The following is a 23,423-nucleotide window of genomic DNA, read 5'->3' as shown; positions in this document are numbered from 1 at the left end:
GGAGCCCCAGCGATGCAGCATCTGGAAGAAAAAATTGCCCATCTGACCCGCACCGTGGATGACCTGAGCATGGTGGTCGCCAAGCAGCAGGACGAAATCGACCGCCTGACCCGCCGCGTGGCGATGTTGATGCAGCGCGAAGCCGAACGTGCGCAGGAAGGATCCGGCGGAGTCATTCTGGGCGACGAGCGCCCACCGCACTATTGAGCCCAGCCCCTACAGCCCAAGCGTTGATCTAACGGCATCGTCGACGACACCACCCAACAGGGCATCCTCATCGCCTGCGCAACCTTCGGTCAACGCTGAAAGAAAAGCCTCACGCAGCTTGGCCTTTTCTTCGTCCGAGGATGCAAAATCTTCGATATTAACCTGACGGTTGTACAGTGAAAGAGCGGTCATCTTTCTGACGACGTCGAAAACGTATTCATCATTCCCATCAGCCTCTTCGATGACCGACGCGCAGGTATGGTACATTAGCGGAAGTGCGTCTTGCGCCATCTGGTCGGCGGCCTCGTCCGCCATGCCAATGGACGGGATAAGGATCAAGCCAGCCAGAACAGGTTTGAAATCAAGCAGTCGCATCAGGGCTCCTTTCTGAAGGCGGTCAATCTTGGACACCCCCGTCACTTGCGGTTTGCCCCAATGATGGCACCGACAACCGCACCTGCGGCCGCGCCTTTGCCATCTCCGATCAACGCTCCGACGCCGGCGCCAATCAGGGCGCCCTTCAGCGCATCTTCTTCCTTTTTCTTGTCCGCCAAAGCAGCTGACGCAGGCAAGACGATCAGCGATGCCGCCAATATACAGGCTGGCGCCTGCGCGCATTTCCTCAAGATCCACATTTGGTTGCCCTCCCGTGACCAAGCCCGAACCGGATGGTCAGCGTAGCCCGCTCCTGGAATTCTGGCAACTAAGGCCATCCCCAGGCTATTTGCGCCGAATGCCGATTGGTCTGCCGATCTGCGGCTCGGGGGGCAATGTGGCATGGTCGGACACCATTCGCGCCAGCCGCGCCGCGGCCCAGTCCGGATAGGGTACCGACCGGCCTGTTGTGTGGCTGACATTCATGACCAGGGCCTCTTGGGTGGCACAGACCACGCCATCCTCGGCCGACACCATCTGCGCAAAATAGTGACCACGCTTGTGATCGGCGTCCAGCATCCGAAACCGGAACACCAGCGCCTCGCCCTCGCGAACCTCGCGCAGGAAATGCAGGTGCGACTGCAGGATGTACGGCCCCTGCTCCAGCGCCGCGACCTGCGGTTCGCCCAAGCCCAGATGATCGACCAGCAGCCGTTCAAAGGCCAGATCGAACACCACGCCATAATACCCCACATTCATGTGACCGTTATAGTCGATCCAGTCGGGCCGGACCGTGAAACCGGTGATTTCGACCGGTGCGGGGTACGGGCCGTCATGGCCTCCCAAAGGCTCGTTTTCCCGGGTCATTCGTCGTCTTCCTCCTCGAAGATAGCCACCGCGCGGATGAACCCGGCCGAGGCGCCCTTGATCTTGAACGGAAAGCACGAGATCTCGAACCCCGTGGGCGGCAGGCTTTCCAGATTGGTCAGCTTCTCCATGTGGCAATAGCCGATCTCCATCGACGCGCGATGCCCCTCCCAGATGATCGAGGGGTCATGTGTTTCCGCGTATTCCTGCGCGGTCAGCGGAAAGGGCGCGTCCCAGCTCCAGGCGTCGGTGCCAGTCACGCGCACGCCGCGCTCGGTCAGGTACAGCGTGGCCTCGCGCCCCATTCCGCAGCCTTTCATCAGGTAATCCGGCTGGCCATAGCAGGTGCCGGCCGAGGTGTTGACCACGACGATATCCAGCGGTCGCAGGTCATGCCCGATCCGCTTCAGCTCGGCCGCGACATCGGCGGCGGTGACGACGTAACCATCCTCGAAATGCCGGAAATCCAGTTTCACGCCCGGGTTCATGCACCATTCCAGCGGCACCTCGTCGATGGTGATCGCCCGCTCGCCCCGGTTCATGGTCGAGTGGTGATGGTACGGCGCGTCCAGGTGGGTGCCGTTGTGGGTGGCGATCTGCAAACGTTCGATGGCCCAGCCCTCGCCGCCGGGCAGGTCCTCTTTCTTCAGACCGGGGAAAAAGGCCATCACCTGCTCGGCCGTCTGGTCGTGGCTCATGTATTCGATCTGAGGCAGCATGATCGGCGGGTCCGACACGATGCCGGATTCCAGCGGGACGGACAGATCGACGAAACGGCGGGCCATGAACTCCTCCGGGATTGCGCGGCCCAAGGGTTGGCTGGCTGCAAGCATCTGTCAAGCCAAGAAAAAGGCGGGCACGCAGGCCCGCCTTTTCAGGGTTTTGGTGAGTGGTGGCAGTCGTTACTCGGCCGCGATGGCGTCCTCGATCTTGTCCACGCGGATGGCCGAGAACTTGAACTCGGGGATCTTGCCATAGGGGTCGATGGCCGAGTTGGTCAGGATGTTCGCCGCCGCCTCGACATAGGCGAAGGGGATGAACACCATGTCCTCAACGATCGCCCGGTCGGCACGCACCATGATCTCGATCGAGCCGCGCCGGGTGGTCAGACGCACCATCTCGCCTGGCTCGATCCCCATCAGCTTGAGCGTGCGCGGGTTCATCGAACAGTTCGCCTCGGGTTCGACCGCGTCCAGAACCTTGGCACGACGGGTCATGGACCCGGTGTGCCAGTGTTCCAGCTGCCGCCCTGTAGTGGCGATCATGGGGAATTCCTCGTCCGGGGCCTCATCCGGGGGGATGATGCTGGCCGGAGTGAACTTCGCACGGCCATCCGGGCGCGGGAAGCCGTCGCCGAACACGATGGACTGGCCCGGATCGGTCTCGGACAGCGACGGATAGGTGATGCTCTCGGTCTCGAGCCGCTCCCAGGTGATGTTGTCCAGCGAAGCCATCGTCAGCTTCATCTCGTTGAACACCTGCGAGACATCCTTGTAATCCCAGTTCAGCCCGATGCGCTGCGCCAGATCGACGGTGATCGCCCAATCCTCGCGCGCCTCGCCCGGCGGCGGCACCGCGGGGCGCACGCGCTGCACCTGACGGTTGGTGTTCGACACCGTGCCGTTCTTTTCATACAGCGCCGAGGTCGGCAGGATGATGTCGGCATAGTTCGCCGTTTCGGTCAGGAAGATGTCCTGCACGATCATCAGGTCCAGCTTGGCCAATGCCTCGCGGGCGTGGTTCACGTCGGGGTCGGACATGGCCGGGTTTTCGCCCAGGATGTACATGCCCTTGATCTTGCCCGCATAGGCGTGGTCGATGATCTCGGTCACGGTCAAGCCCTTCTCGTTCGAGAAGTCGCCCGAGTTCCAGACCTGGCTGAACTTGGCCCGCACGGCGTCGTCGGTGACCGACTGATAATCGGGCAGGAACATCGGGATCAGGCCGGCATCCGACGCCCCCTGCACGTTGTTCTGCCCCCGAAGCGGGTGCAGACCCGCGCCGGGCTTGCCCACATTGCCCGTCATCAGCGCCAGCGAGATCAGGCAGCGCGAATTGTCGGTACCGTGGATATGCTGGCTGACGCCCATGCCCCAAAAGATCAGCCCCGCCTTGGCGCTGGCGAAAATCCGGGCCACGCGGCGCAGTTGATCAGGCTCGATGCCGCAGATCGGCGCCATCTTCTCGGGGGTGAACTGGCGCAGGTGCTCCTTCTCGGCCTCCCAGTTATCGGTCCAGCGGTAGATGTACTGGCTGTCATACAGTTCTTCCTCGACGATCACATTCATGATCGCGTTCAGCATCGAGACATCGGCGCCCGGCCGGAACTGCAGCATCTCGGTCGCAAATTTACGCATGCCCACACCGCGCGGGTCCATCACGATCAGCTTGCCGCCGCGCTTGGCGAACTGCTTGAAATAGGTGGCCGCGACGGGATGGTTCTCGATCGGGTTGGCGCCGATGATGATGGCCACATCGGCATTCTCGATCTCATTGAAGGTCGCGGTCACCGCGCCCGAGCCCACGTTCTCGATCAGCGCCGCCACCGAGGAGGCATGGCACAGCCGCGTGCAGTGGTCCACGTTGTTGTGGCCAAAGCCCTGGCGGATGAACTTCTGGAACAGATAGGCCTCTTCGTTGGTGCATTTGGCCGAGCCAAAGCCCGCCACGCTGCGCGGATCCTCATCCCGCAGCTTCATCAGCCCTTTGGCGGCCAGATCCAGCGCCTCGTCCCAGGTTGCCTCACGGAAATGGGTGCTCCAGTCGGCGGGATCGACGTTCAACCCCTTGGGTGGCGCATTCTCGCGCCGGATCAGCGGCTTGGTCAGGCGGTGCGGGTGGTGGATGTAGTCGAACCCGAACCGGCCCTTGACGCACAGTCGGCCCTCGTTGGCGGGGCCGTTGATGCCCTCGACATATTTGACCTTGCCGTCCTTGACCTTGAGGCTGACCTTGCAGCCCACGCCGCAGAAGGGGCAGACGCTTTCGGTCTCGCTGTCGTAGTCCTTGCTGTCGCCGCGCTGCTGGTCGTCCAGCACGGTGGCCGGCATCAGCGCGCCGGTGGGGCAGGCCTGAACGCATTCGCCGCAGGCGACGCAGGTCGACTCGCCCATCGGGTCGTTCTGATCGAACACCACCTGCGCGGTATGCCCGCGACCGGCCATGCCGATCACGTCATTCACCTGCACCTCGCGGCAGGCGCGGACGCAGAGGTTGCAGTTGATGCAGGCATCCAGATTGACCCGCATCGCCACATGGCTGTCATCCAGCAGCGGGATCTTCTCGGGCTCCTTCGCCGGAAAGCGGCTGTCGCTGACATCGTTCAGCTTGGCCATGTCCCAGAAATGGCTGGAGGCATCGTGCGGCTTCTCAGGCTGGTCGGCCACCAGCAGCTCCATCACCAGCGCGCGGGATTTCTCGGCGCGGTCGGTGTCGGTTTTCACCACCATCCCCTCGGCCGCCGGACGGATGCACGAGGCGACCAGCGTGCGCTCGCCCTCGACTTCCACCATACAGGCGCGGCAGTTGCCGTCAGGGCGATAGCCCGGCGCGGGTTTGTGGCACAGGTGCGGGATAACCAGGCCCTTGCCGTTGGCCGCTTCCCAGATCGTGGTGCCCTGAGGCACGGTCACGTCTTCGCCGTTCAGGTTGAAGGTGACGGTCTTGGTTTCGCTTGCGTCAAGCATGGCTGTCTCCCTCAGATCTCATTGGCGAAGTGTTTCATGACCAGGCGGATCGGGTTCGGGGCCGCCTGCCCCAGACCGCAGATCGAGGCATCACCCATCACCTGGCACAGGTCCTCCAGCAGGTCGGTGTCCCACTTGTCGGTTTGCATCAGCTTGACCGCCTTTTCGCAGCCCGCCCGGCAGGGCGTGCACTGGCCACAGCTTTCGTCCTCGAAGAATCGCAGCATGTTCAGCGCAGCATCCCTCGCGGTGTCCTGATCGGACAGGACCACCACTGCGGCGGACCCGATGAAGGTGCCGTGCCTTTGCAGAGTGTCGAAGTCCAACGGGATGTCGTCCATCGACGCGGGCAGCAGGCCCGAAGACGGCCCGCCCGGTTGATACGCCTTGAAGGCGTCGCCCTCGGCCATGCCCCCGGCGGCATCAATCACGTCCAGAATGGTGGACCCTGCCGGCAGCAGGTAAACGCCGGGTTTCGCCACCCGGCCCGAGACCGAGTAGCTGCGCAGCCCCTTGCGGCCATTCTTTTCAACTGAATTGAGGATTTCCGGGCCTTCCCGGCAGATCTTGGACACCCAGTAGAGCGTCTCGACATTGTGGACCAGCGTCGGGCGGCCGAATACGCCGACCTGCGCCACGAAAGGCGGGCGGTGACGCGGTAGACCCTTTTTGCCCTCGATCGATTCGATCATCGCGGATTCTTCGCCGCAGATGTAAGCGCCCGCGCCGCGGCGCAGGTCGACATAGCCTTTCTCGACGATACCAGCCTGTTCCAGCGCAGTAATCTCGCGCCGCAGGATTTCCAGCACCGCCGGATATTCGTCGCGCATGTAGATGAAGCATGTCTGTGCCTCGACCGCCCAGGCGGCGATCAGCATGCCTTCGAGAAAAACATGCGGCGTGCGTTCCAGATAGTAGCGATCCTTGAAGGTACCCGGTTCGCCCTCGTCTCCGTTCACGGCCAGATAGCGCGGGCCGTCATTCATGCGGACAAAGCCCCATTTCTTGCCCGACGGGAAACCGGCGCCGCCAAGGCCGCGCAGCCCCGAGGCCAGAACCTGTTCCTGAACCGCCTCCCAGTCGCCGCCTTCGCGCAGTTCTTTCAGTTTGGTGTAGCCGCCGTTCTCGACATAGGTCGCAAAGGTCTCATAGTCGGGCAGATGGGCGTGGGTGTCCCCGGCCGCGATGGCGGCCTGTACCTTTTCGGGGGTCGCGTGGTCGATATGGTTGTGCCCGATTTCCAGCACCGGCGCGGTGTCGCAGCGCCCCATGCAGGGAGCACGCAGAACGCGCACTTCGGACGGGTCCAGCCCGTCCTCCAGCGCCTTCTTCAGCTGTTGCGCGCCTGCCATTTCACAGGACAGGGAATCGCAGACGCGGATCGTCAAGGCCGGGGGAGGAGTTTCACCCTCTTTCACCACGTCGAAATGGGCATAGAAAGTCGCGGTCTCGTAGATCTCGGCCTGCCCGATCCGCATCTCGACCGCCAGCGCCGCGATGTGGTCGGAACTGATTTGGCCGTGCGTGTCCTGGATCAGATGCAGAAACTCGATCAGCAGGTCGCGGCGGCGCGGGCGGTCGCCCAGCAGGCGCTGAATCTCGGCCTGCGCCTCGTCGGTGAATTGCCGTCCCTTGGGCGTGTGTCGCCCCTTGCCTTTACCTGACTTCCAGACGCCCTTTGGCGCGCCTGATGGCTTGGTATCCAATGGTGCCATGATGCCCTCCGATCGAGCCTCGTCTCTCATCAGAGTAGCATATCGTCAAATCGCAAAAACCAATGGCACGATAACGACAGTTTATCACCGCAAAGACGTCACGACCTGCCGCAATGCGCCAACGGTGGGCAATTCCGGATCCCGCGCCAGCGTCGCCAGACAGATCGGCTTGCTGACCACAGGATCAACCAGAGGCAGGACACGCGTGCCTTTCAAATCGCCGAGCGCCCGCACCAGAACCCTTGGCACGACCGTCGCCGCCAGCCCTTCGCGCGCCATGACCATCGAGGCAGTAAATCCGCTGGTTTCGGCCACCACACGCGGATGCAACCCCTGTTCGGCAAATATCCTGTCGAGGATGCGCCTGTTCTGCATCTGGGGCTCCAGCAGGCTGAGCGGGAACTCGGCCACCCGTGCCCAGGGGATCGGGCCCGTGCCCTGCGTCATATGCTCGGGTACGAGCAAAACATAGGTTTCCTCGTACAAAGGCTGCACATAGCGCAGATCAGTGCCGATGCTGTCGCCATAGGTGATCCCGGCATCCAGGCTGCCTTCGTCCAGACGGTGCTGGATTGCCGTGGCCGACATCGTCTCGATCCGCGACAGGATACGCGGATGCGCCTGCTGCAGCCGCTTGACCAAGCGGCCAGTAAACGCGATGGCGGTCGGGATCACGCCCAGGATCAGTGTACCGGTGATCTCGCCCTTGATCGCCTGCACCTCCTGCTCGAGCGCTTTGGCGTCATCCAGTATGCGGCGAGCGCGGCGGACGATCATCTCGCCCTCTTCGGTCAGGCCCTGAAAGCGGTTCGCACGGCGGACGATGGACACGCCAAGCCGATCCTCGAGGTTGCGGATACGCATCGAGAACGCGGGCTGCGAAATACCGCACTCCTCGGCCGCCTTGGCAAAATGGCGGTGGCGCGCCAAGGCGCTGAGCAGTTGCAGATCGCGGATTTCGAACACGTGCGGGCCTCGGGCGGATTGGAGCGATACCGTAAGATACCGCCAATGCCCGCCCAGAAAAGCTGTTTCGTGATCAGGTGTTGAACAGGAAGTGCATCACGTCGCCGTCCTTGACGACATAGCTTTTGCCTTCTGCACGCATCTTGCCGGCCTCTTTGGCACCCTGTTCGCCATTGCACGCCACGAAGTCATCATAGGCAATGGTCTCGGCGCGGATGAAACCCTTTTCAAAGTCCCCGTGGATGACACCGGCCGCCTGAGGCGCTGCAGTACCCCTGCGAATGGTCCAGGCGCGGGCCTCTTTCGGGCCGACCGTGAAATAGGTTTCCAGTTTGAGCAGGTCGTACCCCGCACGGATCAGCCGATCGAGGCCCGGTTCTTCGAGCCCCATCTCTTCGAGGAACATCTGCGCCTCTTCAGGCTCCAGCAGACTGATCTCTTCTTCGATCTTGGCGCTGATGATGACATGGGCATTGCCCTGCGCCGCGGCCATCTCGGCCACACGCGCGGAATATTCATTGCCTTCGGCAGCGTCTTCTTCCGAGACATTGCAGACATACAGGACCGGCTTGGTGGTCAGCAACTGCAGCATCTTCCAGGCTTTTGCATCCTCGTCAGACACCTCGACCAAACGGGCGGGTTTGCCGCTTTCCAGCATCTCTTGCGCGGTGGCCAGCAACCGATCCTGCTGCTGCGCCTCCTTGTCGTTGCCCTTGAGCTTGCGCACGAGGTTGGCGCGACGCTTTTCGATGCTTTCCAGATCGGCCAGCATCAGTTCGGTTTCGATGGTCTCGGCATCGGCCACCGGATCGACCTTGCCTTCGACATGGGTCACATCGCCATCCTCGAAACAGCGCAGCACATGAGCGATGGCATCGGTTTCGCGAATGTTGGCCAGAAACTGGTTCCCCAGCCCCTCACCTTTTGAAGCGCCTTTGACCAGGCCTGCAATATCCACGAAGGTCATCCGGGTCGGGATGATCTGCTTCGACTTAGCGATCGCAGCCAACTTGTCCAGACGCGCATCGGGAACGGCCACGTCACCCACATTGGGTTCGATCGTGCAGAAAGGGAAATTCGCCGCCTGCGCGGCCGCGGTCTTGGTCAGCGCGTTGAACAGGGTCGACTTGCCGACATTCGGCAGACCCACGATACCCATTTTAAAGCCCATGACGGCCTCCTGATGCCATTCGCGGGCTGCTTCTATGCGGGTCCGGTGCAATGCGCAAGGCACCTGCGGCTGCTGGCCTTGAGTCCAAACTGCAACATCACGAAAATGTAGGGAAAACGTGTGCTTGTTGACATTGAATACGAGAGAATAGTGTCAAACTTTAACTTTGTAACGAATATCAACAGCGAATATCCCCATGAAAAACCTCCTTTCAAGCACCGCTTTTCTGGCTTTTTCAACAGCCGCGCAGGCGCAGTCGGTGATTTTCGGCGCCGGCTACGCCGACTATTCCGACAGCAGTTCGATTGACCAGGCGATCTTTTCCCTCGAATACCAGCACCGGCCATTTCACGAGGCCACCCGCTTCAGCGCTGCGCTGGGGGCCGCGCTGTCGGTGGACGAGGATGGAAACACACATATCGGCGCCGGGGTGATCGGGGTCTATTCCTTTGCCGACAGATGGTTTGTGGAAGGTAGCGTGATGCCGGGATTCTACAGCGAAGCCAACGAATTGAACGATTTGGGCGGGAGCTTCGAAATCCGAAGCCTTTTCGGGCTGGGCTATACGTTGAACAACGGCAATGACGTATCGCTGGCCGTGACCCACAAATCGAACGCCAGCACGCAAGAGGAAAACCCCGGCGTGAACGCGCTCTTGCTGCGGTATCACCTGAACTTCTGACCCCACCGCTCAGGACGGGATTGATTTTCGGCCAAAGTTTCTGCACATCAGGTCCAAACCTGTATGCAAGGATCGTCCATGACCCGTATCGACGCCAAGTTCGCCGCCCTGAAAGCCGAGGGGAAGAAGGCCTTTGTCGCCTATATCATGGCCGGGGATCCCGACTATGACACCTCGCTTGAGATTGTTCGGGGCCTGCCGGCGGCCGGCGTGGACGTGATCGAACTGGGCCTGCCCTTCACCGATCCGATGGCGGACGGCCCCACCATTCAGGCGGCTGGTCAAAGGGCGCTGGACGGTGGCATGACGCTGCAGCGCACGCTGGATCTGGCCAAGGCATTCCGGGAAACCGATGACACCACCCCGATCGTACTGATGGGCTATTACAACCCGATCTACAGCCGCGGCGTGGACAAGTTCCTTGCCGACGCCAAAGAGGCCGGCATCGACGGCCTGATCGTCGTCGACCTGCCACCCGAAGAAGATGAAGAACTGTGCCTGCCCGCGCAGGCGGCCGGTCTGAACTTCATCCGGCTGGCCACGCCAACCACGGATGACAAGCGCCTGCCGCGGGTGCTGCAGAACACATCGGGCTTTGTTTATTACGTCTCGATCACCGGCATCACCGGCGCGGCCGAAGCCGAGGCAACCGATGTCGGCCCCGAGGTCGCGCGCATCATGGCGGCGACTGATCTTCCGGTGATCGTGGGGTTCGGCATCAATACGCCCGAGAAATCACGTGCCATCGCCAGCGTTGCTGACGGGGCGGTCGTCGGCTCGGCCATTGTCAGTCAGATCGCCGCCGGCAAACCCGTGGCCGAGGTTCTGGACTTCGTGAAATCGCTGGCAGACGGCGCCCACAGCGCCTGAGGTCAAAATCCCAAACGGATTGCAACCGCTGCAGGCCGCACGCCTGCGGCGGTTTTTCTTTGCGCCTTTGACCCACCTGACCACATGCGCAACTGGCCGTTGCGCCGCGGCGGAAGAATTGGTAAAGAAACCTAACCAATCTGCAGAAGGGCGCGGCCATGCCTGTCATTACCAATATCGACGACCTGAAACGCATCTATGAACGCCGGGTGCCCCGGATGTTCTATGACTATGCCGAAAGCGGCAGCTGGACCGAGCAGACCTTCCGCGACAACAGCTCGGACTTCCACGACATCCGCCTGCGCCAGAAGGTTGCGGTGGACATGTCCGGCCGCTCGACCGCGTCGCAGATGATTGGACAGGACTTTGCCATGCCGGTGGCCCTTGCACCCGTGGGCCTGACCGGGATGCAGCATGCGGATGGTGAAATGAAGGCCGCCAAGGCCGCGCTGGATTTCGGCGTGCCCTTCACGCTGTCGACCATGTCGATCAACTCGATCGAGGATGTGGCCGAGCATACCGGCGCGCCGTTCTGGTTCCAGCTGTACACCATGAAGGACGAAGATTACGTCCGCCGCCTGATCCAGCGCGCCAGGGATGCCAAATGCTCGGCCCTGGTCATCACCCTGGATCTGCAGATCCTCGGCCAACGGCACAAGGACCTGAAGAACGGCCTGTCGGCCCCGCCGAAACTGACGGCCAAAACCATCGCCAACCTGATGACGAAATGGGCCTGGGGCATCGAGATGCTGGGCGCGAAACGGCGCGAGTTCGGCAATATCGTGGGCCATGTCGAGGGCATCTCGGACGCCTCATCGCTGGGCGCGTGGACCGCCGAGCAGTTCGATCCCAGCCTCGACTGGAAGAAGATCGAGAAACTGATGGAGCAATGGGGCGGCAAGGTGATCCTGAAGGGCATCCTGGACCCCGAAGACGCCAAGATGGCGGCCAAGTTGGGCGCCGACGCCATCGTGGTGTCGAACCACGGCGGGCGGCAGTTGGATGGCGCGCTCAGCTCGATCCGGATGCTGCCACGGATCATGGATGCGGTGGCCGGCGACGTCGAAGTGCATCTCGACAGCGGCATCCGCTCGGGGCAGGACGTGCTCAAGGCGCTGGCGCTGGGGGCCAAGGGCACCTATATCGGGCGCGCATTCGTCTACGGGCTGGGCGCGATGGGCCAAAAGGGCGTGACCACCGCGCTGGAGGTGATCCAGAAGGAACTGGACACCACCATGGCCCTGTGCGGCGAACGCAACGTGGCCGATCTGGGGCCGCACAACCTGCTTGTCCCGCAGGACTTCTGCGGCCGCTGGCAGGAATGACGCGGAATTCGTTTTTACCCCTTTCCAAATGGCCGGATTCGGTCTAAGGACGCCGCTTCACGCGGGGTGACAGCCTTGGAGGCACCCTGCCCTAACATTGGAGATTTATCATGGCTGGTGAGATTCCTGATCTCGTAGCTCTGGAACGGACGGGGACAGGCAAGGGCGCCGCTCGTCAGGCACGCCGCGACGGCATGGTTCCGGGCATCGTATTTGGTGGCGAGAAAGACCCGCTGCCGATCCAGATTCCGTTCAACGAACTGTTCAAGCGCCTGAAGGCAGGCCGCTTCAAGTCGACCCTGTGGAACCTGAAGGTCGAAGGCCACGAAGACGTCCGCGTCATCTGCCGCGACGTTCAGCGTGATGTCGTCAAGGACCTGCCGACCCACCTGGACCTGATGCGTCTGCGTCGCACCACCAAGATCGCCCTGTACATCCCCGTCGAGTTCATCAACGAGGAAGAGGCCCCCGGCATCAAGAAGGGCGGCGTTCTGACCGTTGTCCGTCCCGAGGTCGAGCTGGTCTGCACCGCCGGCGACATCCCCGAAAAGATCACCGTCGATCTGACCGGTCTGGAAATCAACGACGTTGTCACCATCTCGTCGGTTGACCTGCCCAACGGCACCAAACCGACCATCGACCGTGATTTCGTGATTGCGAACATCTCGGCACCGACCGGCCTGGCGTCCAGCGACGATGAAGAAGTCGAAGGTGCAGAGGAAGTCGCAGCCGACGAAGTTGAAGTCGTAGGCAAAGACGAAGAATAAATCCGGATCCTTCGGATTGGAATTTGAAGCGGGGCCTCGTCCAGGGCCCCGTTTTTCTTTGAACGACCGGCTGGCACTGGAAAGGCATCTCGTGCAATTCTGCGCCGGACCGAAACGCACAAGGAATTCGCGATGAAGCTGTTTGTCGGATTGGGCAATCCGGGCGCAAAGTATGCCCGCAACCGGCACAATATCGGTTTCATGGCGGTGGATGCCATCGCCAGGGATCATGGCTTTGGGCCATGGCGTTCGAAATTTCAGGGTGAAATATCCGAAGGAATGCTGGGCCGAGAGAAGGTCCTGCTGCTGAAACCCATGACCTTCATGAACCGCTCGGGCCAATCGGTCGGCGAGGCCATGCGGTTCTTCAAGCTCGACTCAACCGATGTGACCGTTTTCCATGACGAACTGGACCTTGCACCCGGGAAGGTTCGCGCCAAGGCCGGTGGCGGCCATGCCGGGCATAACGGCCTGCGGTCGATCCACGACCATATCGGTGCCGCGTATGACCGTGTCCGGCTGGGGATCGGCCATCCCGGACGCAAAGAGCTGGTTTCGCCCTATGTTCTGGGCGATTTCGCCAAGGCCGACGCCGACTGGCTGGACGATGTTCTGCAAGGTGTTGCAGACGGGGCGGTCCATCTGGCTGCGGGCGATGCGGCCAAGTTCATGAACGCCGTGGCGCTGCGAACAGCGCCACCGCGCAGTTCCACCACGACGCCCAAATCCGAAACCAAGACCTCTCCTGCCCCGCAAGCCGAGACGCAAACGCCCGATGACCGCACGGCGATGCAGAAGCTGTTGGACAAGTTCCGATAGCGGCAAAGACCTTCCGCAACGTAGCAATTGCAGAATTTCCGTCATCACGATCCAATGCCGCCAAACGGGAGGAAAATCATGAAAACAGGTCTGAAGTGGCTGCTGCGAATCGTCCTGACGCTGGTCTTGGCCGCTGCAGTTGTCGGTTTCTGGAAGCGCGAGGAAATCCAGCGCCTTCTGGCGGTGAACTCTCTGTTTTCCGAAGAAAAGATCGTTCAGAATTTCTCTCACATGGACGCGGCGTTTCTGACCGTCGACCTCCCTCGCGGGAATGGTCCCACCTGGGACCTGCCCTATGGCGCTGAATTCGACCTGCCCGCCGAGACGCAAGACTGGATCGAAGAGCGCGCCGTCACATCCCTGCTGGTGATGCAGGACGGGCAGATCCGGTTCGAGGAGTATTTTCTGAGCACATCGCCGGAGGACCGCCGGATCTCGTGGTCGATGGCCAAAAGCTATTTGTCCGCTCTGTTCGGCATCCTTCTTAAGGAGGGCGCCATAGCCTCGCTGGATGATCCGGTCATCAAATATGCCCCCAAGCTGCAGGGCAGCGCCTATGAAACAGCCACGATCCGCAACGTGCTGAACATGGCCAGCGGTGTAACCTTTGACGAAGACTATCTGGACCCGAAATCCGACATCAACCGTATGGGTCGGGTCGTCGCCCTGGGGGGCGAGTTGGATGACTTTGCGGCCTCGTTGAAGGACAGTTTCGCGGCACCGGGCGAGACCTGGCAGTATGTTTCCATCGATACCCATGTCATTGGAATGGTGATCCGAGGGGCGACGGGTCAAAGCGTCGCCGCATTGCTAGACGAAAAGATCCTGCAGCACCTCGGTCTTGAGCGGGACGGATACTATATCACCGACGGCGCAGGCGTCGCCTTTGTTCTGGGTGGCTTGAATTTCACGACGCGGGATTACGCCCGCTTTGGCCAAATGATCCTGCAGAACGGCGTGCGCGATGGGCGCCAGATCGTTCCGGCCGACTGGATCAAGGAATCCACCTTGCCAAGCGCGCCGACCGAACCCGGAAAGATCGGCTACGGATATCAGTGGTGGATCCCCGTTGGCGCCCATGACGGTGAGTTTCTGGCACGCGGTGTTTATGGCCAGTACATGTATTTCGACCAGTCGCGCGGCGTGCTGATCGTAGCCACGGGCGCTGATCGGAAGTTCCGCGAGCCCGGTGTTAATGAGCAGAACATCGAAATGTTCCGCAAGATCGCGCAAAGCCTGTAAGGTGGCTGCATGCAAAAGCAGGACAGCATAAATGTTCTGGGCGGCGTGCTGGCTCCGTGTTCACGAAAGCCCCTGACCGGTTTTTTCCGCGACGGGGCCTGCAACACCTGCCCTGAGGATCGCGGCAGCCACACGGTCTGCGCTGTGATGACGGCCGAGTTTCTGGCCTATTCAAAATATGTCGGCAACGACCTGAGCACGCCACGGCCCGAATTCGATTTCCCGGGCCTGAAACCTGGCGACAGCTGGTGCCTGTGTGCCGCGCGGTTCATGCAGGCCCATGATGAGGGCTGTGCGCCAAAGGTTCATCTTGAGGCGACTCATCAGCGCGCACTGGAAATCGTGCCGCTGCACGTTCTGACCAGCCACCGCGCAGACTCCGAACAGTGAACCGGGAATAAAAAAACCCGGCATGGTTGAAGCGTGCCGGGTCTTGTTCTTTGCGCAGCCCTCAGGTTGCGTCGCGACCCTCGGTATCAGACATGTCGAAGTTCAGATACTTGGCGACTGTTTGCACATCCTTGTCGCCACGTCCGCACATGTTCATGCAGATGATGTGATCCTTTGGCAGCTCCGGCGCGATCTTCATGACATGCGCCAGCGCGTGGCTGGGTTCGAGCGCAGGGATGATCCCCTCGGTCGCGCAGCACAGCTGGAACGCCTCAAGCGCCTCTTTGTCGGTGACCGAGACATACTGCGCGCGCCCGATATCGTGCAGCCAGGAGTGTTCGGGGCCAATGCCCGGATAGTCGAGCCCGGCCGAAATCGAGTACCCCTCGAGGATCTGGCCGTCGTCGTCCTGCAGCAGATAGGTACGGTTGCCGTGCAGAACACCCGGCCGGCCGCCGGTGAGAGAGGCGCAATGCTCCATCTTTTCGTTGACGCCCTTGCCGCCCGCTTCGACGCCGATGATGTTGACCGATTTGTCGTCGAGGAAGGGATAGAACAGCCCCATGGCGTTCGAGCCGCCACCGATTGCCGCGATGATCGTGTCCGGCAAGCGACCCTCGGCCTTCATCATCTGTTCCTTGGCTTCCTTGCCGATGATCGATTGGAAGTCGCGCACCATCGCCGGGTACGGATGCGGTCCGGCCACCGTACCGATGCAATAGAACGTGTCGCGCACATTTGTTACCCAGTCGCGCAGCGCGTCGTTCATCGCGTCCTTCAGGGTGCCGCGGCCCGAGGTCACCGGAATCACCTCTGCCCCCAGCAAGCGCATGCGGAACACGTTGGGCGCCTGCCGCTGGACATCATGTGCGCCCATGTAGACCACGCATTTCAGACCGAACTTGGCGCAGACCGTCGCGGTGGCGACACCGTGCTGCCCTGCCCCGGTCTCGGCGATGATCCGGGTCTTTCCCATGCGGCGCGCCAAGATGATCTGGCCCAGCACGTTGTTGATCTTGTGCGCGCCGGTGTGGTTCAACTCGTCGCGCTTCATATAGATCTTGGCGCCACCCAGATGTTCGGTCAGGCGCTCGGCGTGATACAGGGGCGACGGACGGCCCACGTAGTTGGCCCACAGATCGTCCATCTCGGCCCAGAAACTCGGGTCGGTCTTGGCCTTCTCGTATTCCTCCTCCAGCGACAGGATCAACGGCATCAGAGTCTCGCTGACGAAGCGTCCGCCGAAAATGCCGAAGCGGCCGTTTTCATCCGGGCCGGACATGAAGGAATTGAACAGATCATTGGCCATGGTGGTCTCCATCGTCGTGCCTGTTGTTATTAGGAGGTGCCGGCGGGATTTGCCATCGCAAATCGCACTATTCCGCCGCGGTACTGCCGTTCATCCAGATAGTCAGCGCCTGTTCCCGGGTCGGAATGGCGATGCAGGCAAAGTGACGGAAATGGTAGGTATTGGTCAAACGTGGGGCAGCTTGCATCACCCCTCGGTGCGGGTTCGACTGGGCAAAGGTCAGCATGGCTTCGACGTCGTGCCAAACGCTGAGCGAGAAATACGCGCCCTCATGCGAAAACACCTCGGCATGGAGGCACAAGGGATCGCCCTTGGCCTGGCGCAAGGCCTTGCCCGCGCGCCAGAAAAACTCGGGCCCATGGTACCATCGCTTCAGTGAAACCGCGCCGATTGCAGCCAGCATCCCGCATCCTCCCCTTTGAGAAGAATACGCAGGCGCGTTCCGGTCAGATCACCGTGCCGCTTCAATAAATGAGCGGATCAGGCCCGGATCCTTGACACCCGGGGCGCTTTCCACGCCCGATGCCACGTCCACCTGCTTTGCACCGGTCATACGGATCGCCTCGGCTACGTTGTCCGGGTTGAGCCCCCCCGACAGCATCCACGGCGTCCGCCAGTATTTGCGACCGGCGAGCAGACGCCAGTCAAAAGGCAAACCGTTGCCGCCGGGTAGCTCAGAGTTCTTCGGCGGTTTGGCGTCAACCAACAACTGATCGGCCACGTCCGAATACAGGTCTATTGCGGCCAAATCCTCGGCTTCCGCCACTCCAATCGCCTTGATCACCGGCAAGCCGTAGCGTGATTTGACCTCGGCCACGCGCTCGGGGCTTTCGGCGCCATGCAGCTGCAGCATGTCCAGTGGAACCCCCGCGACGATTTCATCCAACTGCGCGTCGCTGAAGTTCACCGCCAATGCCACCTTGGCTACGCCGACCGGCACGTCACTGGCCAGCGCCGCTGCCTGGGCAATCGGTGCATAGCGTGGAGACTTGGGAAAGAAATTGAACCCAATGTAACGCGCACCTGCTTCAACGGCGGCACGCACATGCTCGGGTGCGGTCAAGCCGCATATTTTTACGCTGATCTCGGAAGACATCGGCTCTCAGCTGGCCTCGTCCAGAAGGGCAAGCACATCGTCCTGGCCTTCGTTCTGCTTCTTCTTGAGCTTCTTGACCTCGCGCTCGAGCTTCTTGACCTCGGTCTTTTTGACGGTGGCGTCCTTTCGGTGCTTGTGCTCACGCAGCCATTCCCACAGAAAACCGATGACAAGGCCGGCCACAATCCCGACAAGAACTACAAGAAACAACGGCAGCGAAGTGGCCAGATTGAAGCCAAGCAAGTCAGACAAGGCGTCCGGCATCAACTGCAACTGAACCATCTGGCGATTGGCCAACGAGACCGAGACAAGGACGATCCCCAGGACCGCAAGAAAACCGTATCGAATGTAGCGCATCATGAGATCACGCTTTACCGTTCAAACGATCCCTTAGCAACTTGCCGGTCTTGAAAAACGGCACGCACTTTTCCTCGACTTGAACCGTCTCGCCAGTGCGTGGGTTCCGGCCGACCCGCGCATCCCGTTTCTTGACCGAAAAAGCTCCGAAGCCCCGCAGTTCGACACGGTCACCGCGCGCCATCGCGTCTGTGACTTCCTCGAATACGGTATTCACGATCCGCTCGACATCACGTTGGTACAGATGTGGATTTTCGTCGGCGATTTTCTGAATCAGTTCTGAACGGATCATGCGTGCTACCCTCCCAGGTCACCGTGTCATCTCGTCTACTGGTTTGGTCAGTATAGGAAAAAACGGTGCCGGGTGGAATGTAAACTCTGTGTGTCCGGGGTGCATTTTCCAAGAAAGCACCGGAAATTCGCCTGTAGAGACGCGAATCCGGCGGTTCATGCCTGCACCTATCACCGAATAACTCGCAAAACCGGAACACATTGATTCGCAAAAGAAACGGCCCCGCTCGGGATGAGCGGGGCCGTCTGAGTGTTCAAAACTGCAAGTCTGGCTTAGTCGCCGGACTTCAGCGCTGCGCCAAGGATATCGCCCAGCGATGCACCCGAGTCGGAGGAACCGTACTGTTCCACGGCCTCTTTCTCTTCGGCGATTTCGCGCGCCTTGATCGACAGGCCCAGACGGCGGGTCTTGCTGTCCACGTTGGTGACGCGGACGTCGACCTTGTCACCGACCGAGAAACGCTCGGGGCGCTGTTCGGCACGGTCTCGGCTCAGGTCCGAACGGCGGATGAAGGACTTCATGCCTTCGTACTCCACCTCGATGCCGCCATCTTCGATCGCGGTCACTTCGACGGTGATGACCGAGCCACGCTTCACGCCGCCCACGGCTTCGGCGAACTTGTCACCGCCCAGGGCTTTGATCGACAGCGAGATCCGCTCTTTTTCGACGTCAACTTCCGAGACAACCGCCTGAACGACGTCGCCCTTGCGGTAGTTCTGGATGGCATCTTCGCCACGCTCGTCCCACGACAGGTCGGACAGGTGAACCATGCCGTCGATGTCGCCTTCCAGGCCGATGAACAGACCGAATTCGGTGATGTTCTTGACTTCGCCTTCGACCTGCGTGCCCTCGGGGTGCGTTTCTGCAAACACTTCCCACGGGTTGCGCTGGGTCTGCTTGAGGCCCAGAGACACGCGACGCTTGGCGCCGTCGATTTCCAGAACCATGACATCGACTTCCTGGCTGGTCGAAACGATCTTGCCGGGGTGGACGTTTTTCTTGGTCCAGGACATCTCGGACACGTGCACCAGACCTTCGACACCGGGCTCCAGCTCGACGAACGCGCCGTAGTCGGTGATGTTGGTGACGCGACCCTTGTGCACCGAACCCAGCGGGTACTTGGCGCCAACCAGATCCCACGGATCTTCCTGCAGCTGCTTCATGCCCAGGCTGATGCGGTGGGTTTCCTTGTTGATCTTGATGACCTGAACCTTGATGGTTTCGCCGATCGTCAGGATCTCGGACGGGTGGTTCACACGGCGCCATGCCATGTCGGTGACGTGCAGCAGGCCGTCAACGCCGCCCAGATCAACGAATGCACCGTATTCGGTGATGTTCTTGACGACACCCTCGACGGTCTGACCTTCGGACAGGTTGCCGATGACCTCGGCACGCTGTTCGGCACGCGATTCTTCCAGGATTGCACGACGCGAGACAACGATGTTGCCACGGCGGCGGTCCATTTTCAGGATCTGGAACGGCTGCTTCAGACCCATCAGCGGGCCAGCGTCGCGCACGGGGCGAACGTCAACCTGGCTGCCGGGCAGGAACGCAACTGCGCCACCGAGATCCACGGTGAAGCCACCTTTGACGCGACCAAAGATAGCACCTTCGACGCGCTGGTCGTCGGCATATGCTTTTTCCAGACGGTCCCATGCCTCTTCACGGCGGGCCATCTCGCGCGAGATGACGGCTTCGCCACGGGCGTTTTCTGCGGCGCGCAGGTAGACTTCGACCTCGTCGCCAACAGCGATTTCAGGAGCTTCGCCGGGATTTGCGAATTCTTTCAGATCGACACGGCCTTCCATCTTGTAGCCTACGTCGATGATGGCCTGGCCCGCTTCGATCGCGATGACCTTGCCTTTGACAACCGAACCCTCTTCGGGGGTGTCCATTTCGAAGCTTTCGTTCAGGAGGGCTTCGAATTCCTCCATGGATGCGTTAGCCATGTGGCGTTGTTTTCCTTTACATAACGTTTTTGCTGGCCGAGCGGTTGTCTCCGCCGGTCTTGTTTCATGATGTCCTCTGGCGTGACCCGGTGCGCATCTGGCTAAACAAACACAAAGGGCCGAGGAAACCCGGCCCTGCTCAGATACGTCGCCCGGGCGTTGACCGCCCTTGTTCAGACAGCGCGCGTATAGGCGGATTCTAGGCGCAGCGCAAGCAGAAAGGCCCATATTGCAAGCCGACGCAGAATTCCGCTTGCGTTTTCCGGGCCAGCTACTCCTCCCAAATCCGGGCATCCCTCAGCAGCATGGCCTGCTCGATCGCATTCAAACGCGCCAGTGCGTCGGCCGGGGCCTTTGCCCCACCGGCTGCCTTCCAAATCTTGAGGGCCGAGTTCGGACTCCACGGCAAACAGGCATTCGCAAGCCACTGACGCAACTGAGGCGGAAGGGTGTCATAGGCCTGCATCGCGGGGCGTTGCCGTCTCCGGCGGTTCAGGCGGCTGCGCAGATTGCGTCTTTGATTGGTCATGGGCATCGACTGTACCAATGCGAATTTTCAGAGCGGGAACTGGACCGGACGGATTGGGTTGGGGAAACGTCCCAACTGGTATGTTATGTTATTACGTAACATACTTTTGTTGCGCAACCCCGGATTGAGGTCAAAAAAGGCAGGGTTCTGCAACCCTGCCCTCAACCATTTCGAAGCTCTCAATATTAGCCGAAGCCGAGAGACCTAGAACAGTTGCAGGTCTTTCTTGCCGCTTTGAATCTCGGCCAGGTTCGGCATGTTCTGGATGACCACCGGTTCGGGCGCGGCACCCGGCATCGGAACGGTCGGCTGTGCCGCCTTGGCCATCGCAAAGGTGGGTTGCTTGAGCTCTCCGCGAATGTCGCGCAGAAGGGTTTTGTGATCCGGCATCGCTTTCAGGATCTGCGCAAGGTCCACTTTCGCGCCCTTCCACCATTGGAACCAGATGTCCTTCCGCAATGGTCGAATGCGATCACGAATTCCTGTGCCATACCCCGTGTCATAGACCTGCTTGCCCAGCAGAACCGTCTGATAGACGCGATGGTCAAACAGCGTTGCAAACTCGACATCGTGCTGCATCGGAAGGCGGTTCTTCCAAAGCTCGAGGTTTTCAGCAAGCCTGTCCGGCACCTTCATCTCGGTCCGCGCGTCGATCCAGTATTGATCATCGGTGCGATTGTTCAGCTTGTAATGCAGGCAAATGAAATCCAGCACTTCGTCATAGAGCTTGTTCATCTGACGATTGTACCTGTCCCTCAATGAGGGTTCGATATCGCGGGTCGGCAAATGCTCGGCGAACCAGCGCACAGCATGGTCGACCATATGGATCGCAGTGCTTTCAAGCGGCTCGATGAACCCACCGGCCAGCCCGATTGCAACGCAGTTCTTCACCCACGCATTGCGAACGCGCCCGATCCGCATGGGGATCACCCGCGGCGTCGCGCCTTTGCCGCTGTCACCCAGCCACTCCAGATATTCGTCCGCCGCTTGATCATCCGTCCGGTGCGCGGATGAATACACGTATCCCGTGCCCACCCGGTTGTAGAGAGGCACGCGCCATGTCCAACCAGCGCCAAGTGCAGTCGACCGCGTGACGCTTTCGATCTTCCGCGGATTGGGGTGCTCGATCTGCAACGCCATGGCACGGTCGTTCGGCAGATAGTCCGAATAATCCATGAACGGCTCGCCCAGTGCCTGATTGATGATCAGGCCGCGGAAACCGGTGCAGTCCACGACCATTTCAATATCGTGGCGTCCTGCACGCTCAAGCATCAGATGGCTGACATTACCCTGTTCATTCAACTCGACCGACTGCACCTCATCGCGGATATGTTCGACGCCACGCTGCGTACAGACCCTGGTCAGCATGCCTGCGAATTTTACGGCGTCCAGGTGATAGGCATAGCCAAACCGCTGCTCGAATTCGGGTTGCCCCAGAAGCCGCGCGCCCTTGCACAGCCGGGCCAGATCATCATGCGGCGAGATGGACTGAGTGAAATCCCGGTCCCCGTTGCCAAACCGAAGGAAGTATTCGGCAGCCTCGAGGCCCTCCAGCATCTGGCCATGGGCAAATGGGTTCACGTAGTCGATGCGCTTTCCCTTTGCGTCCTTGTTCCAGTTGCAGAATTTGACGCCCAGCTTGAACGAAGCATTGGTTTCGCGGAAAAAGTCTCGCTCGGAAATTCCAGCCTGACGGAGCGTGACTGGCATACGTGGCACGGTCGCTTCACCAACGCCGACCGTGGCGATGTTCGGGCTTTCGATCAGGCAGATCCGCGGACGGTCCTTGGGTGCTGACGTGCGCGAAAACACCATCTCGAGTAGCAGCGCCGTCATCCAGCCGGCCGTACCGCCACCCACGATGGTGATTTTTTGCAAACGATTATTCATGTTGTTCTGTCCCTGTTGGCTGTGAGGATTATGCGGCCGCCTGCCCGTTTTGCCGGGCCTCGGTGGCGACCTCCCCTTATCGCTGAGGGAAACTATAGCAGCTTTCAGGCATCCAGCTAGGGCCAATGGCGGCATCAAGTGGGCCCAAACGGGCGCCTTTGCCAAAGCAACGCATGGTCACGACCTGCTTCCCTTGCACTGAACGGCCAGCGATGATGGATGAGCCTTTCGAGGCAACCTCAGATGTCCTCGCCTTTCTTCAGAAGATCGTCGATCAGTTCGCGTTGCAGATCATGGCTGTCGCCACCGCCGAACTCGGCCGCACCCCCGGAATAGAGAGTGCCATAGGTCCGAGCGATATTGACGGTCTGCGCCAGGCCCGAGATCAGTTGATCCTTGTTCAGCCGTGACAGCGGGTGGATGAACACGGCCCACAAGGTTCCGTTGGCGATCGCATAGCGCGCGTCCAGCGTGCTGTCGAAATTGGCCTGCATCATGCGCTGCAAGTCTTCGGCCGAAAGCTCTGAGGTGCCGCTGATCGCAACCATCGCCCGCATCCGGTCTGCATGCACATCAGTAACAACCAGCACCGGCACATCGGAAATCGTCATGGTAAAGCCCGGACCCTGCGGCTCGGCATCGGGGTCGAGAGCAAAGATGATCTTGCCCAGTCTCTCGTAGGTCATCGGTGGCTCGGCTTCCTGTGCCAACGCATGGCCGGCCAACAAAACCCAAATCAAGGCAAATCGGATCATCCGTTCTCTCCACCATAGACGCGTTCAGCCTAAGCGGGGACTGATCAACTGGCCAAACACAGCTTGGTGAGCCGGTTTGGCAGACTCTCGGCAAGTGCGAACGATCTGCAAGGTTTTTCGTTCGCCCTGCGATTACGCGTCCGCACGCCCGCATTTATCTGTTC

25 protein-coding genes are annotated in these 23,423 nt (G+C 60.6%); 8 read left to right on the top strand and 17 right to left on the bottom strand.

Annotation, left to right across the window (positions count from 1 at the left end):
* Positions 1–12: 12 nt before the first annotated feature.
* Positions 13–207: a SlyX family protein gene (locus AC2FM5_RS04230; protein WP_170357101.1), complete on the top strand. Its 195-nt coding sequence runs from the start codon at positions 13–15 to the stop codon at positions 205–207.
* A gap of 9 nt (positions 208–216) precedes the next feature.
* Here the strand turns inward: AC2FM5_RS04230 and AC2FM5_RS04225 are convergent, their stop codons facing one another.
* The 8 genes from AC2FM5_RS04225 to ychF form a co-directional block, all read right to left on the bottom strand.
* Entirely contained in the window at positions 217–582 is a 366-nt protein-coding gene (locus AC2FM5_RS04225) for a hypothetical protein (protein ID WP_170527640.1), read from the bottom strand.
* Positions 583–623: 41 nt separating this feature from the next.
* Complete coding sequence (locus AC2FM5_RS04220; protein ID WP_244952316.1) at positions 624–842, bottom strand: YMGG-like glycine zipper-containing protein; 219 nt, start codon at positions 840–842, stop codon at positions 624–626.
* Between the two features lie 85 nt (positions 843–927).
* Positions 928–1,449, bottom strand: a complete 522-nt coding sequence (locus AC2FM5_RS04215; protein ID WP_170357099.1) for a thioesterase family protein — start codon at positions 1,447–1,449, stop codon at positions 928–930.
* The gene (locus AC2FM5_RS04210) at positions 1,446–2,234 is read right to left on the bottom strand and encodes a cyclase family protein (RefSeq protein ID WP_170595886.1); all 789 of its coding nucleotides are present in this window, start codon (positions 2,232–2,234) and stop codon (positions 1,446–1,448) included. Before AC2FM5_RS04210 ends, AC2FM5_RS04215 begins: the two co-directional genes overlap by 4 nt.
* Before the next feature lie 117 nt (positions 2,235–2,351).
* Complete coding sequence (gene fdhF, locus AC2FM5_RS04205) at positions 2,352–5,135, bottom strand: formate dehydrogenase subunit alpha (RefSeq protein ID WP_496734072.1); 2,784 nt, start codon at positions 5,133–5,135, stop codon at positions 2,352–2,354.
* An 11-nt stretch (positions 5,136–5,146) separates the two neighbouring features.
* Positions 5,147–6,850: an NAD(P)H-dependent oxidoreductase subunit E gene (locus AC2FM5_RS04200; protein ID WP_496734070.1), complete on the bottom strand. Its 1,704-nt coding sequence runs from the start codon at positions 6,848–6,850 to the stop codon at positions 5,147–5,149.
* An 84-nt stretch (positions 6,851–6,934) separates the two neighbouring features.
* The gene (locus AC2FM5_RS04195) at positions 6,935–7,816 is read right to left on the bottom strand and encodes a LysR family transcriptional regulator (RefSeq protein WP_170357095.1); all 882 of its coding nucleotides are present in this window, start codon (positions 7,814–7,816) and stop codon (positions 6,935–6,937) included.
* A 73-nt stretch (positions 7,817–7,889) separates the two neighbouring features.
* Positions 7,890–8,987, bottom strand: coding sequence for a redox-regulated ATPase YchF (gene ychF, locus AC2FM5_RS04190; protein ID WP_170357094.1), 1,098 nt, complete (start codon positions 8,985–8,987; stop codon positions 7,890–7,892).
* Positions 8,988–9,183: 196 nt separating this feature from the next.
* Here ychF and AC2FM5_RS04185 point away from each other — a divergent pair, with 196 nt between their 5' ends.
* The 7 genes from AC2FM5_RS04185 (at position 9,184) to AC2FM5_RS04155 (ending at position 15,082) form a co-directional block, all read left to right on the top strand.
* Positions 9,184–9,669: an acyloxyacyl hydrolase gene (locus tag AC2FM5_RS04185; protein WP_496734067.1), complete on the top strand. Its 486-nt coding sequence runs from the start codon at positions 9,184–9,186 to the stop codon at positions 9,667–9,669.
* A 78-nt stretch (positions 9,670–9,747) separates the two neighbouring features.
* Positions 9,748–10,539, top strand: a complete 792-nt coding sequence (trpA, locus tag AC2FM5_RS04180) for a tryptophan synthase subunit alpha (RefSeq protein WP_496734066.1) — start codon at positions 9,748–9,750, stop codon at positions 10,537–10,539.
* 158 nt (positions 10,540–10,697) lie between these two features.
* Positions 10,698–11,864 carry an alpha-hydroxy acid oxidase gene (locus tag AC2FM5_RS04175; RefSeq protein ID WP_496734064.1) on the top strand — a complete coding sequence of 389 codons (1,167 nt, stop codon included), beginning with the start codon at positions 10,698–10,700 and terminating at the stop codon, positions 11,862–11,864.
* Positions 11,865–11,974: 110 nt separating this feature from the next.
* Positions 11,975–12,631: a 50S ribosomal protein L25/general stress protein Ctc gene (locus AC2FM5_RS04170; RefSeq protein WP_170441573.1), complete on the top strand. Its 657-nt coding sequence runs from the start codon at positions 11,975–11,977 to the stop codon at positions 12,629–12,631.
* 132 nt (positions 12,632–12,763) lie between these two features.
* On the top strand, positions 12,764–13,450 hold the full coding sequence (gene pth / locus AC2FM5_RS04165) for an aminoacyl-tRNA hydrolase (RefSeq protein WP_170436376.1): 687 nt from the start codon (positions 12,764–12,766) through the stop codon (positions 13,448–13,450).
* A gap of 78 nt (positions 13,451–13,528) precedes the next feature.
* Positions 13,529–14,692, top strand: a complete 1,164-nt coding sequence (locus AC2FM5_RS04160) for a serine hydrolase domain-containing protein (protein WP_496734061.1) — start codon at positions 13,529–13,531, stop codon at positions 14,690–14,692.
* Between the two features lie 9 nt (positions 14,693–14,701).
* A complete protein-coding gene (locus tag AC2FM5_RS04155; protein WP_170357089.1) occupies positions 14,702–15,082 on the top strand; it encodes a DUF2237 family protein in 381 nt (126 codons plus the stop codon).
* A gap of 61 nt (positions 15,083–15,143) precedes the next feature.
* Here the strand turns inward: AC2FM5_RS04155 and trpB are convergent, their stop codons facing one another.
* From trpB to AC2FM5_RS04110, 9 genes are all read right to left on the bottom strand, one after another.
* Positions 15,144–16,391: a tryptophan synthase subunit beta gene (gene trpB / locus AC2FM5_RS04150; RefSeq protein WP_170339902.1), complete on the bottom strand. Its 1,248-nt coding sequence runs from the start codon at positions 16,389–16,391 to the stop codon at positions 15,144–15,146.
* A 67-nt stretch (positions 16,392–16,458) separates the two neighbouring features.
* On the bottom strand, positions 16,459–16,794 hold the full coding sequence (locus AC2FM5_RS04145; protein ID WP_170357088.1) for a hypothetical protein: 336 nt from the start codon (positions 16,792–16,794) through the stop codon (positions 16,459–16,461).
* Positions 16,795–16,842: 48 nt separating this feature from the next.
* A complete protein-coding gene (locus AC2FM5_RS04140; RefSeq protein ID WP_170365358.1) occupies positions 16,843–17,487 on the bottom strand; it encodes a phosphoribosylanthranilate isomerase in 645 nt (214 codons plus the stop codon).
* A gap of 6 nt (positions 17,488–17,493) precedes the next feature.
* Positions 17,494–17,844, bottom strand: coding sequence for a lipopolysaccharide assembly protein LapA domain-containing protein (locus AC2FM5_RS04135; RefSeq protein ID WP_496734058.1), 351 nt, complete (start codon positions 17,842–17,844; stop codon positions 17,494–17,496).
* A 7-nt stretch (positions 17,845–17,851) separates the two neighbouring features.
* Positions 17,852–18,136 carry an integration host factor subunit beta gene (ihfB, locus tag AC2FM5_RS04130; RefSeq protein ID WP_050603110.1) on the bottom strand — a complete coding sequence of 95 codons (285 nt, stop codon included), beginning with the start codon at positions 18,134–18,136 and terminating at the stop codon, positions 17,852–17,854.
* A 272-nt stretch (positions 18,137–18,408) separates the two neighbouring features.
* On the bottom strand, positions 18,409–20,085 hold the full coding sequence (gene rpsA, locus AC2FM5_RS04125; RefSeq protein WP_170340458.1) for a 30S ribosomal protein S1: 1,677 nt from the start codon (positions 20,083–20,085) through the stop codon (positions 18,409–18,411).
* 271 nt (positions 20,086–20,356) lie between these two features.
* A complete protein-coding gene (locus AC2FM5_RS04120; RefSeq protein ID WP_244952315.1) occupies positions 20,357–20,614 on the bottom strand; it encodes a DUF6525 family protein in 258 nt (85 codons plus the stop codon).
* Positions 20,615–20,818: 204 nt separating this feature from the next.
* Positions 20,819–22,504: a tryptophan halogenase family protein gene (locus AC2FM5_RS04115; protein ID WP_170339897.1), complete on the bottom strand. Its 1,686-nt coding sequence runs from the start codon at positions 22,502–22,504 to the stop codon at positions 20,819–20,821.
* 239 nt (positions 22,505–22,743) lie between these two features.
* Positions 22,744–23,259 (bottom strand): hypothetical protein, encoded by a 516-nt coding sequence (locus AC2FM5_RS04110; RefSeq protein WP_170365353.1) that lies wholly within the window; start codon positions 23,257–23,259, stop codon positions 22,744–22,746.
* Positions 23,260–23,423: the final 164 nt, after the last annotated feature.

Source organism: Ruegeria sp. BHSA162 (genome assembly GCF_059613385.1).
The sequence above is the reverse complement of the archived record's forward strand: the minus strand, read 5'-3'. Positions and strand labels throughout refer to the sequence as shown.